The sequence below is a fragment of the Sphingorhabdus sp. YGSMI21 genome, from assembly GCF_002776575.1.
Taxonomy (GTDB): Bacteria; Pseudomonadota; Alphaproteobacteria; order Sphingomonadales; family Sphingomonadaceae; genus Parasphingorhabdus.
In genome coordinates, this window is sequence record NZ_CP022548.1 from 2130662 (window position 1) to 2143215 (window position 12554).

At 59.4% G+C, this 12554-nt stretch carries 16 protein-coding genes; 11 read left to right on the forward strand and 5 right to left on the reverse strand.

Annotated features, from left to right (window positions below):
- The first annotated feature begins 117 nt into the window (after window positions 1-117).
- Complete coding sequence (locus CHN51_RS10385) at window positions 118-486, forward strand: PRC-barrel domain-containing protein (RefSeq protein WP_240616688.1); 369 nt, start codon at window positions 118-120, stop codon at window positions 484-486.
- A 97-nt stretch (window positions 487-583) separates the two neighbouring features.
- On the opposite strand, the gene CHN51_RS10390 is transcribed toward CHN51_RS10385, so the two are convergent.
- From CHN51_RS10390 to CHN51_RS10400, 3 genes are all read right to left on the reverse strand, one after another.
- Window positions 584-775 carry a DUF3008 family protein gene (locus tag CHN51_RS10390; RefSeq protein ID WP_100093952.1) on the reverse strand — a complete coding sequence of 64 codons (192 nt, stop codon included), beginning with the start codon at window positions 773-775 and terminating at the stop codon, window positions 584-586.
- 45 nt (window positions 776-820) lie between these two features.
- Complete coding sequence (locus CHN51_RS10395) at window positions 821-1306, reverse strand: MgtC/SapB family protein (protein WP_100093953.1); 486 nt, start codon at window positions 1304-1306, stop codon at window positions 821-823.
- A 170-nt stretch (window positions 1307-1476) separates the two neighbouring features.
- Window positions 1477-1971, reverse strand: coding sequence for a pyridoxamine 5'-phosphate oxidase family protein (locus tag CHN51_RS10400; protein WP_240616689.1), 495 nt, complete (start codon window positions 1969-1971; stop codon window positions 1477-1479).
- A 254-nt stretch (window positions 1972-2225) separates the two neighbouring features.
- On the opposite strand from CHN51_RS10400, the gene CHN51_RS10405 reads away from it, so the two are divergent.
- From CHN51_RS10405 to msrA, 5 genes are all read left to right on the forward strand, one after another.
- Window positions 2226-3515, forward strand: coding sequence for an O-acetylhomoserine aminocarboxypropyltransferase (locus CHN51_RS10405; RefSeq protein ID WP_100093954.1), 1290 nt, complete (start codon window positions 2226-2228; stop codon window positions 3513-3515).
- On the forward strand, window positions 3515-3817 hold the full coding sequence (locus tag CHN51_RS10410) for an alkylphosphonate utilization protein (RefSeq protein ID WP_100093955.1): 303 nt from the start codon (window positions 3515-3517) through the stop codon (window positions 3815-3817). The genes CHN51_RS10405 and CHN51_RS10410 overlap by 1 nt, the downstream gene beginning before the upstream one ends.
- A gap of 73 nt (window positions 3818-3890) precedes the next feature.
- Window positions 3891-5093: a pyridoxal phosphate-dependent aminotransferase gene (locus tag CHN51_RS10415; RefSeq protein ID WP_100093956.1), complete on the forward strand. Its 1203-nt coding sequence runs from the start codon at window positions 3891-3893 to the stop codon at window positions 5091-5093.
- A 366-nt stretch (window positions 5094-5459) separates the two neighbouring features.
- A complete protein-coding gene (locus CHN51_RS19765; protein WP_164089120.1) occupies window positions 5460-5618 on the forward strand; it encodes a hypothetical protein in 159 nt (52 codons plus the stop codon).
- On the forward strand, window positions 5618-6361 hold the full coding sequence (msrA, locus tag CHN51_RS10425) for a peptide-methionine (S)-S-oxide reductase MsrA (protein ID WP_240616690.1): 744 nt from the start codon (window positions 5618-5620) through the stop codon (window positions 6359-6361). Before CHN51_RS19765 ends, msrA begins: the two co-directional genes overlap by 1 nt.
- 212 nt (window positions 6362-6573) lie before the next feature.
- Here the strand turns inward: msrA and infC are convergent, their stop codons facing one another.
- Window positions 6574-7113, reverse strand: coding sequence for a translation initiation factor IF-3 (gene infC, locus CHN51_RS10435; RefSeq protein ID WP_100093959.1), 540 nt, complete (start codon window positions 7111-7113; stop codon window positions 6574-6576).
- 136 nt (window positions 7114-7249) lie between these two features.
- Window positions 7250-9256 carry a threonine--tRNA ligase gene (thrS, locus tag CHN51_RS10440; RefSeq protein ID WP_100093960.1) on the reverse strand — a complete coding sequence of 669 codons (2007 nt, stop codon included), beginning with the start codon at window positions 9254-9256 and terminating at the stop codon, window positions 7250-7252.
- Window positions 9257-9740: 484 nt separating this feature from the next.
- Between thrS and CHN51_RS10445 the strand changes: the two genes are divergently transcribed.
- The 5 genes from CHN51_RS10445 to CHN51_RS10465 all read left to right on the forward strand — a co-directional run bounded on the left by CHN51_RS10445 (window position 9741) and on the right by CHN51_RS10465 (window position 12544).
- Entirely contained in the window at window positions 9741-10172 is a 432-nt protein-coding gene (locus tag CHN51_RS10445) for a hypothetical protein (RefSeq protein WP_123906300.1), read from the forward strand.
- The gene (locus CHN51_RS10450; protein ID WP_100093962.1) at window positions 10169-10360 is read left to right on the forward strand and encodes a helix-turn-helix transcriptional regulator; all 192 of its coding nucleotides are present in this window, start codon (window positions 10169-10171) and stop codon (window positions 10358-10360) included. The genes CHN51_RS10445 and CHN51_RS10450 overlap by 4 nt, the downstream gene beginning before the upstream one ends.
- Before the next feature lie 52 nt (window positions 10361-10412).
- Window positions 10413-10760: a hypothetical protein gene (locus CHN51_RS10455; protein WP_100093963.1), complete on the forward strand. Its 348-nt coding sequence runs from the start codon at window positions 10413-10415 to the stop codon at window positions 10758-10760.
- Window positions 10761-10914: 154 nt separating this feature from the next.
- The gene (locus tag CHN51_RS10460) at window positions 10915-11673 is read left to right on the forward strand and encodes an alpha/beta hydrolase (protein ID WP_240616691.1); all 759 of its coding nucleotides are present in this window, start codon (window positions 10915-10917) and stop codon (window positions 11671-11673) included.
- A 40-nt stretch (window positions 11674-11713) separates the two neighbouring features.
- The gene (locus tag CHN51_RS10465) at window positions 11714-12544 is read left to right on the forward strand and encodes a tetratricopeptide repeat protein (protein WP_100093964.1); all 831 of its coding nucleotides are present in this window, start codon (window positions 11714-11716) and stop codon (window positions 12542-12544) included.
- Window positions 12545-12554: the final 10 nt, after the last annotated feature.

Consider the following 12554-nt stretch of genomic DNA (forward strand, 5'->3'; position numbering starts at 1 on the left):
ACGATCTGCGCGCGCGTCCGTAGATTTCCTGTAGCCACATGGCAGCGGCCTTCCCCCTTTCTTCGGCCCGCCATGCGGCTATCCCTGACAAAGGGCCCTGAAACCTAGAGGAGAGAAATGATGATGTTACAGGATGAGAAAAACAGCACAGTGATTGGCAGCGACCGCGTTGATGGCACCGCCGTCTACGGCCCGGACAAGGGCAAGATCGGATCGGTCGACAAGCTGCTGATCGACAAGCGCGGCGGCAATGTCACCGATGTGGTGATTTCCGCTGGCGGCTTCCTCGGCATTGGCGACGAGAAACACAGCATCCCCTGGTCGAAGCTCGATTATGACACCGACCTCGGCGGCTATCGCATCGATGTCACCAAAGAGCAGCTGATGGACGCGCCGCGCTTCGGCAATAACGAGCCGGACCGGGTCTATGACCGCGAATATCAGTCCAGCGTCTATAATTACTGGACGGTGACGCCTTACTGGTAAGCTAGTCCCTAACCGAACAGAAAAGGCCGGGCGAAAGTGATTTTGCCCGGCCTTTTTATATCTGATTTCAGAGCTGTTTCCTGTGTGCTGCGGGCGGCTAGTCGTCGCCGTCGACCTTTTCGGGCAGGCCGTCGTGATCGGTGCCTGCATAATCTTCCAGCTCCTCTTCGGTCATGCTGTCATACATGTCCTTGGACGCGCCCTTGAGGTCGCCGACCTTGGTTTCGCCGCGCTTGGCGGACAGGGCGGCTCCGGCGGCGCGTTGCTGGGCTTTCGATTGGGCTGGCATGATAGTCTCCTTTGCTTGCTGGTGGTTGATGCTGTGGGGGCCCTTTCAAGACGGCGGCTTCCCGTCTTCTTCTCCCGGGTCCCAGTGGGAAGTGAAGGGCGCGCTGGTGATCAGTACCGTCAGGATGACGGCGGTGATGATCGCCGCCAGCCAGATTTCGCCGAAGCCGCAGATCAGGCCGATTGCGCCCGCCGCCCATATTGATGCGGCAGAGCCGGCACCCTGAACGAAGCTGCCCTCGCGAAACATCGCGCCGGCGCCGAGAAAACCGATGCCGGTGATCACGCCCTCGAACACACGGCTGGGGTCGATGTCGCTTTGTGGATCGCGGGTGGACTCAAGCAATTCCATCGCGCCAATCGCCAATGCGCAGGCGGCGATTGAGATGATCACGAAGGGCCGGAAGTCGATCGGCTTGCGGCGGATGAACCGCTCCAAGCCGATCAGGAAAGGGAGGAGGGTGGCTGCGCCAAGCCGCCACAGCGCTTCTGACCAGGCAATCGTATCGGGTCCGGCGAATATATCCGTCATGGCCAAAGAACGCGTAGGACAGGCATTTGTTGCAGGGGTGCCGCGAGAAAAAACAAGGGGCCGCCGAAGCCGGATCAAAGCGGGAATGTCCCCGGCTCAAAGGCCGGCGTCCGCTCTGTTCCGTTCTTCTGCGGCCCCTGTGGACTGCATTCAGACGGCAGTGGTCGCGCCTAGAGCGGGACCCGGGCGTGGTCGCCCATTTCGTCGCCATCCATCGTCATGCCGGTCATCATCTTGAACATGCCGACAACACCGGGATCGGCTTCCCAGATTTCCGCGTCGGCGAGGTCAAGCCGTAGCATCAGCAGGCTCGGGTCCTGCCGGCCTTGTTCGTACCAGGCCTCGACCGGCTTGCTCCAGTGCTTGTCGATGATCGCCGCGTCGGTCTCTTCGGTCAGATTGCCGGAGACGCAGGCGAAAAGATCATGGCCCTTGGAGACAAATTGCATCATCGCCGGACCGCCCTTGGCGAGCCGGTTGTCGCGCGCGGTGTAGAACCAGATCGCGCTGTTGGCGTCCTTGTCGAGCTGCGCGCGCATCGGGATGCTATGCTTGCTGTTATTGTCGAGCGCCATCATCACGAATGGGCTGTCGGCGATCGATTCCCAGAATTCGTCGCGGATCTCGTCGCGGTCGGTAGTATGGTCCATATCTTTGTTGCTCATGGTCAGTTTCCTTTATTCCGTTTCATCCAACCAACGCGCAGGACGGATAAAGTTTCAAAAAATTCGGGAAAATTCGGGCGGTATTGTGGTGTGGCGGTTCGGGCTACCCCGTGATTTGTACCGGATTCGTGCGCAAACACTGTCGCCCCAGCGCAGGCTGGGGCCCAACCCGCGTCACCTCATCATAAGGCTGGTTGCGGCGCGGGCGCATTGATATTAGGCACGCGGCTTATTTCTTTGCACAAGGACGCATCATGACCGATCATCTGGAAACCCCGCACCTTGAAACCATGGCCGTCCACGCCGGCACCGAGCCCGATCCGACGACCAACGCGCGGATCACGCCGATCTACCAGACGGCCTCCTATGTTTTCGATGATGTCGATCATGCCGCCGACCTGTTCAATCTCGATGCGTTCGGGAATATCTATACCCGCATCATGAACCCGACCAACGGCGCGCTGGAAGGCAAGATTGCGGCGATGGAGGGCGGCATCGGCGCGCTTGCGGTAGCTTCGGGCCATGCCGCGCAGATCATCGTCTTCCATGTGCTGATGGACCCCGGCGCGCATATTGTTGCAGCGAAGAAGCTGTACGGCGGCTCGCTCAACCAGCTGGCCCATTCGGTCAAGAAGTTCGGCTGGAACGTCACCTTCGTCGACGCCGACAATATGGACGAGGTCAGGGGCGCTATCACCGATGACACGCGCTGCGTCTTTATCGAAAGTCTCGCCAATCCCGGCGGTGTGGTGCAGGATATCGAGGCGATTGCCGATATCGCCCACGAAGCCGGCATCCCGCTGGTTGTCGACAATACGATGGCTTCACCGATGCTCTGCCGTCCGATCGAGCATGGCGCGGATATTGTTGTCGAAAGCGGCACCAAATTTCTCGGCGGCCATGGCAACAGCGTCGCCGGCCTGATCATCGACAGCGGCAAGTTCGACTGGACCAAGAGCGAGAAATTCGCCTTCCTCAACCAGCCCAATCCGTCTTATCACGGCAAGGTCTTCACCGACGCCTTCGGCCCGATGGCCTTCATTCTCGCGGCGCGTGCCTTGTCGCTGCGCGATCTGGGGCCGGCGCTGGCCCCGCAGAACGCTTTCTACATATTGACCGGCATGGAAACGCTGGCGCTACGCATGGAGCGGCATTGCGAAAATGCCCTGAAAATGGCCGAGTGGCTGCAAAGCCGCGACGAGGTCAGCTGGGTGTCCTATGCTGGCCTGCCCGACAATGAATATCACGCGCTGGCGCAGAAATATCTCGGCGGCAAGGGCGGCGCGGTGTTCACCTTTGGCCTGAAGGGTGGCTATGAAGCGGGCACGAAACTGGTGTCGGCGGTCAAGCTGTTCAGCCATCTCGCCAATATCGGCGATACAAGATCGCTGATCATCCACCCCGCCTCGACCACCCACAGCCAGTTGTCGGGAGACGAGCTGGTTGCCGCAGGCGCCGGGCCGGACGTGGTGCGCATTTCCGTCGGCATCGAGCATATCGACGATATTATCGCCGACATGCAACAAGCGCTGGAGTCGCTCTGATGAGCGATGCAGCAGGCGATTATGTTTATGACGAAGAGACCGGCGAATGGTTGAGCCCCGAAGATGCCGCGGCCAAGTCAGCGGGTCCGGAAGTTGTTGATGCAGTCGGCAATGTCCTGGCCGATGGCGATGCCGTCACCCTGATCAAGGATCTCAAGGTCAAGGGCGCGGGACAGACGCTGAAACGCGGGACTCTGATCAAGTCGATCCGCCTGACCGGCGACGCGCAGGAGATTGATTGCCGCCACGAAGGCATCAAGGGTCTCGTCCTGCGAGCAGAATTTGTGAAAAAACGCAGCTGACCCATTCTCCCTGTTGCAGTGCAGCACCAATGATATTAGGCAGTCACGCTAATTCCTTGCGACAGGACCTCCCATGACCATAATCTCCAAAGCTCTCGGACGTATCCAACCTTCTGCCACGCTGGCCATGTCAGCCAAGGTCACCGAATTGAAATCGCAGGGCATTGATGTGATCGGCCTGTCGGCGGGCGAGCCCGATTTCGACACGCCGGACTTCGTCAAGGAAGCGGCGATCCAGGCGATCCGCGATGGTGAAACCAATTATACGACCGTGGACGGAACCGCCGCGCTGAAACAGGCGATTATCGCCAAGTTTGAGCGCGACAACGGGCTGACCTATACGGCGAAGCAGATCACCGCCAATAACGGCGGCAAGCATACTTTGTTCAACGCGCTGATCGCGACGCTGGACGAGGGCGATGAAGTGATCATCCCCGCGCCTTACTGGGTCAGCTATCCCGATATCGTCAATTTCGCCGGCGGCAGTCCGGTGATTATCGAGGCGGGCGCGGACCAGGGTTACAAGATCACCCCGGAGCAGCTGGAAGCGGCGATCACGCCGAAGACCAAATGGTTGATCCTCAATTCGCCGTCCAACCCGAGCGGTGCCGCCTATAGCGCGGACGAACTCAAGGCGCTGGGCGCTGTCCTGATGCCGCACGAAAATGTGATGGTGATGACCGACGATATGTACGAGCATATCTGGTATGCCGATTTCCCGTTCGCGACGATCGCGCAGGTCTGCCCCGAACTTTATGACCGGACGCTGACGGTGAACGGTGTGTCCAAGGCCTATGCGATGACCGGCTGGCGGATCGGCTATGCCGGCGGTCCGGAATGGCTGATCAAGGCGATGGGCAAGCTGCAGTCGCAGTCGACCTCCAATCCCTGCTCGATTTCGCAGGCCGCAGCCGTGGCCGCGCTTAACGGTCCGCAGGATTTTCTGGTCGAGCGCAACGCCGCTTTCGAGAAACGTCGCGATCTGGTCGTGTCGATGATCAACGATACGCCGGGCCTGCAATGCCCGACTCCGGAAGGCGCCTTCTACGTTTATCCCGATGCCAGCGAGCTGATGGGCAAGAAGACGCCCAAGGGTGCGGTGATCAACACGGATGAGGATCTGATTGCCTATTTTCTGGAAGAGGCACAGGTTGCCGCAGTGCACGGCGCGGCCTTCGGTCTCTCGCCGGCGTTCCGGATCAGCTATGCGACATCGGAAGAGCTGCTGACCGAAGCCTGCACGAGAATTCAACGGGCCTGCGCGGCTTTAACTTAGGCCTCAAGCGCCGGGCGGGCGCATACGCGCCCTTGGCTTTCCTCGCATACGCTCGGGCGCGCGGTCGCGCTTGCCTCCGCTTCGCGTCGGTTCGGCGCTCCCAATCGTGGTTAGTTTCTCACCGAGCGCAGCGAGGCAAGGCCGACCGGCCGCCGCGCCTTATTGGCGCGAAAGCCAAGGGCGCGTATGCGCCCGCCCGGCGTTTGAGGTTCGACAATAGCGCCATCCCGATAGAAAATCTTCTGGCGGACAAACTGAATATGACCATGTGATCAGGTTCACAGGGGCGACAGGAATATTATATTAATTGCTGTAACCGACAGGCGGGACGACTCGAACCAGCGGATGACCCCCAAGGAACCGACGATGATGAAATTATTCAAATCCGATTTGACCTACAGCCTCGGCGGCGGCTTTATCGCCGGCGCGCTGATGCTGTTCTTCATGCAGCCCGCAGAGCAGCCCGCCGACCTCGGCGAGAATCTGTCGACCACCGTCAGCGCGGCTTCCCAGCTGCTGGGCTGATGCCTGTCGGCCCCTATCTTTCCCGGACGATCATGTTTGGCGTCAGCATCGCCTGTTTCGGTGCGATGTGGGCCGGTGTGCAGACCGCGCTGCCAGCCGGCCAGTCCTCCTCGCCCAGGCTGATTGCGGAGGCCCATGCCGCCGAGAAAGCCACGATCATCCCGATGCCGCGTGTCGACGCTGCCGAAACCGGCAAGCGCGCCGTGGCGATTTTCGCCGGCGGCTGCTTTTGGGGCGTCGAGGGCGTGTTCGAACATACCAAAGGCGTGATCAGCGCCTCGTCCGGCTATCATGGCGGCAGCAAGCGCAGCGCCTCCTACAAGCTGGTCAGCGCAGGGCTGAGCAATCACGCCGAAGCGGTGCGGGTGGTCTATGATCCGAGCAAGATCAGCTATGGCAAGCTGATGCAGATATACTTCTCGGTCGTCGCCGATCCGACCATGCTCAACGCCCAGGGCCCCGATCGCGGCAAACATTATCGCAGCGCGCTGGTGCCGGTGAACGCCGGCCAGGCGAAAGCGGCCCGCGCCTATATCGCGCAGCTGGAGAAGGGGCGCTACTGGAAGCGGCCGATCGTGACGAAAATCGAGGCCTATAAGGCCTTTTATCCGGCCGAGGCCTATCATCAGGACTTCATGCAGAAAAATCCGCGCCAGGCCTATATCGTGCGCTGGGACAAGCCCAAGCTGGCCAATCTGAAACGGCATTTCCCGGCGCAATATCGCGCGAAGCCGGTCAGCTAGAAAAATCTCCCGGATTTAATAAGCCGTTAGCTGTCACCTGCTAGACAGATGCGCATGGTAAATCAGGAATTTGAAATAATACTCGCCTTTGCTGCCATTGCGGTAGGCATTGGCATGCTGTGGATGGCGCGCAGCCAGGCCGATTGATCGGGCCGACCCGTCGCCAGCGGCGCAGGTCAAAAAAAGGCCCCCGTCTCCGGGGGCCTGTAAAATCATTTAGGGCTGAGCACCATCAGCATCTGCCGGCCTTCCAGTTTCGGATAGGCTTCGACCTTTGCGGTTTCCTTCATGTCGTTCTGCACCCGGACGAGCAATGCCATGCCGAGCTGCTGGTGCGACATTTCGCGACCGCGGAAGCGAAGGGTCACTTTGACCTTGTCGCCATTGTCGATGAATTTGTTCACGTTGCGCATTTTGACGTCATAATCATGATCGTCGATATTCGGACGCATCTTGATTTCCTTGACGTCCTGAACCTTCTGCGTCTTGCGCGCGGCATTGGCCTTTTTCTGGGCCTCATATTTGAATTTGCCGACGTCGAGAAATTTTGCAACCGGTGGCTGCGCATTGGGAGAGACCTCTACAAGGTCGAGTCCAACATCTGCTGCTCGCTCGATCGCTTCGCGCGTATTCATCACGCCAAGGTTCTCGCCCTTGTCGTCGATGACCCTGACGGTGTCGGAATTGATCAGATCGTTGAAGCGCGGACCGCCTTTTACGGGCGGCGTGGGGCGGCGAGGGGGTGCAGCTATGTTAAATACTCCTGAGTGGTTGTCTATCGTGGCTCATTAGCCGCAAAGCTTGCCGGAATAAAGCCTTGTTGATGGCGAAAGAGTCATTAGCCATGAAAGCCGTTGTTTCGATGCAACAGCTTCCACGACCATATCGTTATTGCGCTGCTGATTTCAAGTCCGGTGGCAGCGCCTCTTCCTTGAGCATGGCGACGACTTCATCCAGCGTCAGAAACTCCTGTTCCTTCTGGCCGAGGCGACGCAGGGCAACCTTGCCTTCTTCCGCTTCGCGCATGCCAACTACCAGAATATTGGGCACTTTTCCGACTGAATGCTCGCGCACCTTATAGTTGATCTTTTCGTTGCGCAGATCGGCCTCGACCCGGATGCCGGCGGCTTTCAGCTTTTCCGTAACCTGCTCGGCATAAGGATTGGCGTCGGTCACGATGGTCGCGACAACCGCCTGGGTCGGTGCCAGCCACAGCGGCAGCTTGCCGGCATAATGTTCGATCAATATGCCGATAAACCGTTCGAAGGAACCGAGAATCGCGCGGTGAAGCATGATTGGCTGGTGCCGTTCGCCATCCTCGCCGACATAGGTCGCATCGAGCCGCTCAGGCAGCACCGTGTCGGTCTGGATCGTGCCGACCTGCCAGGTCCGGCCAATCGCGTCGGTCAGATGGAATTCCAGCTTGGGCGCGTAGAAAGCGCCTTCGCCCGGCAATTCTTCCCAGCCATATTCCTCGCTATTGCGACCGGTTGCGATGACAGCGTCGCGCAATGACTGTTCGGACCAGTCCCACATTTCGTCGCTGCCGATGCGTTTCTCGGGCCGCAGCGCCAGCTTGATCGCGTAATTTTCAAAGCCGAGATCGCGGTAGCAGCGGTCCAGCATGTCGCAGAACAGGCCGACTTCCTCGATCAGCTGTTCCTTGGTGCAGAAGATATGCGCGTCGTCCTGGGTGAACTGGCGCACCCGCATCAGTCCGTGCAGCGCGCCATGCGGCTCGTTGCGGTGGCAACAGCCGAATTCGGCCATGCGGATCGGCAGGTCACGATAGCTCTTGATGCCCTGACGAAAGACCAGCACATGGGCCGGGCAGTTCATCGGCTTGATCGCCATCATGTCGGCGGTGCCGGTGATGACCGGGCCGTCGCTCTCGGCATCGGGAACCTCGTCGGGCACGGCGAACATATTCTCGCTATATTTGCCCCAGTGGCCGGATTGTTCCCACTGCCGCACGTCCATCAGCTGCGGCGTCTTGACCTCTTCATAGCCGGCCTCGATCTGGCGGCGGCGCATATATTGCTCAAGCGCCTGCCAGATCACATAGCCCTTCGGGTGCCAGAAGATGCTGCCCTGTGCTTCGGACTGGATATGGTACAAATCCATTTCCTGACCGAGTTTACGGTGGTCGCGCTTGGCCGCTTCTTCCAGCCGCAGCAGATGCGCGGCGAGCTGCTTCTTGTTGAGCCAGCCGGTGCCGTAGATGCGCGACAGTTGCGGATTGCGCTGGTCGCCGCGCCAATAGGCACCGGAAACGCGCATCAATTTGAACGCTTTCGGATCGAGCTTGCCAGTCGAGGCCAGATGCGGCCCGCGGCACATGTCCATCCAGTCGTCTCCGGACCAGTAAACCGTGATCTCGTCGCCCTCGGGCAGTTCGGCGGCCCATTCGGCCTTGAACGTCTCGCCGTCTTCCTGCCAGCGTGCGATCAGGGCGTCGCGCTCCCATACCTCGCGGCGCAGCGGTTTGTCGGCGGCGATGATCCGCTTCATTTCCTCTTCGATTCTGGGCAGATCCTCGTCGGTGAACGGATCACCAGCAGGGGCGAAGTCGTAATAGAAGCCGTCGTCGGTCGACGGACCAAAGGTGATCTGCGTGCCGGGGAAGAGGTTCTGCACCGCCTCTGCCAGCACATGGGCATAGTCATGCCGCGCCAGTTCCAGCGCGTCTTCCTCGTCGCGCGAAGTGACCAGCGCAAGCTCGGTATCTTCCTCGAGGGGCCGCATGATATCGCGCAGCTCGCCGTCAATCTTTGCTGCGAGCGCAGCTTTGGCAAGGCCCGGCCCGATGTCGGCGGCAATCTGTGCGGGGGTCGTGCCCTTGGCCACTTCACGCGCACTGCCGTCGGGAAGGGTGATTTTGATCTGGTCGGTCATCGCAATATCTCAATATTCATCGTGAAGCGCCATGGCATAGAAAACGGCGCGCCGAAAGATGGTGTCTGTTGTTTTATCCGCGATTTCAGGAAGAGACACCGTCCACCCGAAACCGGGTGGCGGTGGATGCGATCAGGCCGCGACCATCCGTCCCCCGGAATGGGAGGTGATAGTGTTGGTGGTTGTGATCGTTATCGGAACCATGCCGCTGATCTAGCGCCGGCAGGCCGGAAAATCAACAATCATCGGGAATAGGGTGACAGGAACGTCGACCGAAATATCAATCTTCATGGACATTATGTCATGGAAACTTGACATATCGAAGCGAATCGGTCATTTAGGTCAAGGAAACATGACATAATGTCTATGGAACTTGATGGAGGCTGATGATGAGAATGAAAAAATGCCAAGGACGCGCGATGACCCCGAACGAAAATATCGCGATGTGGGCGGCGCTGGTGATCCTGTTTTTGGGCGCGATGGGATGACCGGCAAAGCTTCTCCCGGCGTCTGGCAGCGATTGTGCCGCCTGCTGAAACCGGACTGGATGTTCGGCTTCATCCTGCTGGTCGGCATGGGCCTGCTCGCGGTTTCGATATTCGACCCGAACGAGGTGCGCCCGGCCAATGTCACGCCGGCCGTCAAGATTATCGGCGCATCGCTGCTGGTTCTGCTGATATCCTATATTGCGACCTATGCAGCCGCATTGGACCGCCGCAAGCTGGAGGATTATTTTTTCCAGATGATGGCCAATGGCGCCATTGTCGCGATCATCACCGCCATTTTTGCCAATATGGTCTGGCTTGTTTTCGAAAAGCAGCTCGGCACGATGAGCGCGGACAATCTCGTGGCAATATTGATATCGTCCTGGGGCCTGGGTTATTTTTTCTATCGTATGCGCGGACTCAACGCATGAAGAACCGGCTCAAGATTCTCCGCGCCGAGCGCGACTGGTCGCAGGCGGATCTGGCTGACCGGCTCAAGGTTTCGCGGCAATCGGTCAACGCGATCGAAACCGGCAAATATGATCCGTCCCTGCCGCTGGCCTTCCGGATCGCCGATCTGTTCGCCATGCCGATCGAGGAGATTTTCCTGCGGGATTGAGAGAACGAAAAATTGTGATGCGCCGGGCCGCGAGTTGTCTTAAGCTCCGTCCATGGCTGCTGCTCAACATGTCTGGCTGGTCGATGGCGACAGCGCGCTCAAGCGGCGGGTGCGGATCGAGGTGATTGGCAAGAGCTTCGCGCTTTACGAGCAGCAATGGCGCAGCGACGCCTATTTTTTCGATGATCTGGTCTATCGCGGCAAGGAAGGCGACTCCCATGTCTTTGGTCTCGAGGACGGTATCAAGGACCGCCCTAAATGGAAGCTCGGCTTCAAGGGCGAGGTGCCGGCGGAACTGGCCGCGATATTGCCGCGGGCCAAGCCGCCGCTGCTTTCCAATATCGGCATGCTGATCATCGCCTTTCTCTGTCTGGCAATCGTCTATTTCGCGGCCAGCTGATGCGGTGAACCTGCGCAGGCAGGTGTCCATCTCCTGAACCCTATTCCAGAGACAGATGCTCTTGAGCGAATGAACGCGCGTCGATGTGCCTTCTCATCTAACGTTTTTGAACTATAGGACAGGTGATGGACCCCCGCCTTCGCGGGGGCACTTATTGGGTGACTATATGGAAGACGAAATCTTGTATCTCCAGCGTCCCGGCGGCGCTTCTCTGGCCTATTGCTACACGCCACCCAAGGCGGGGGTGAAGGGCACCACGCTGGTGTTCCTGCCTGGCTATATGTCGGACATGGAAGGTGGCAAGGCGCTGGCGCTGGACGCCTGGGCGAAACAACAGGGCAGGGCGATGCTGCGCCTTGATTATGCCGGATGTGGCGCGAGCGGCGGCGATTTCGAGGACCAGAGCCTGATAGACTGGCGCGAGGACGTGCTGTTCCTGATCGACAAGGTCACGTCGGGATCGATCACCCTGATCGGTTCGTCGATGGGCGGCTGGCTGATGCTGCTGGTCGCGCTGTCGCGGCCGATGCGGGTGAAGAATCTGGTCGGCATCGCTGCCGCGCCGGACTTCACCGACTGGGGCTTCACCCAGGAACAGAAAATGACCATCCTGCGCGACGGCAAGCTGGAGGAGGCCAGCGAATATTCCGACGAGCCTTATGTCACCACCCGCACCTTCTGGCAGTCGGGCGATACCAATCGGCTGCTCCACAAGGAAATCGGCTTTGATGGCGCGGTGCGCCTGCTGCACGGACAAAAAGATGCTGATGTGCCGTGGGAATATAGTCTCGAGACAGCCAAGAAAATCCGTTCAGACGATGTGCAGGTCCATCTGGTAAAGGACGGCGATCACCGGCTGTCGCGGGATCAGGACATTGCTCTGCTAATCGATATGGTTTCGCGACTGGGATAATATTCGACGCCCGTACAATTATTTAACAGGCATAGTCTCCATGATTTCTTCGCTAGTTCTGCCCCTGCTGCTGCAATCCGCGACTCCTTACGGATCGCCGATCGATCCCTTGATCCGGCCGTCGGCGCCCCGGTCCGAAGCCCCCGCGAGTCCGCCGCCGGTCAAGGTGAAAAGCCCGGCCGATATCCGCTTCAACCAATGTATCGACCAGGCTGCGGACGATCCGGACAACGGATTGCTCGCCGCCAACAAATGGCAGATCGAGGGCGGCGGATATCTGGCGCGCAATTGTCTCGGCTTCGCTTATGCCGAGCGCGAAGAGTGGGCAGAGGCCGTTGCGGCATTCGTGCTGGCGGCCGAAGGCGCGGAAGCCGCAGACGATGAACGCGCAGCCATTTTCTGGTCGCAGGCCGGCAATGCGGCGCTTGCCGGTGGCGATCACGCGGCTGCCCTGAAATATCTCGGCTCGGCGCTGGAGCAGAACAGTCTCGACGGTTTGCTGAAGGGCGAAGTGCATCTGGATATGGCGCGCATCCATGTCGCGATGGATCAATATGACGCGGCGAAGCAGCAATTCGTACTGGTTCACGAGCTCGTTCCCGAGGATCCGCTCGGCTGGCTGTTGTCGGCGACATTGGCGCGGCGCATGGGTGATCTGGCTCTGGCCAAATCGGACATAGCAGTTGCCGCCAGGCTGGCGGTCACCGATCCGGCCATCGCGCTCGAAGCCGGCAATATCGCTTATGAGGCGGGCGATGTCGAGAACGCCCGGATCAACTGGGAACAGGCGGTCAAATTCGGGCCGGACAGTCCTTCGGCCAGCACCGCCAACCATTATCTCGGGCAGTTGCAGGCCAGCGTCGCGGAATAAGTCCGGCCGA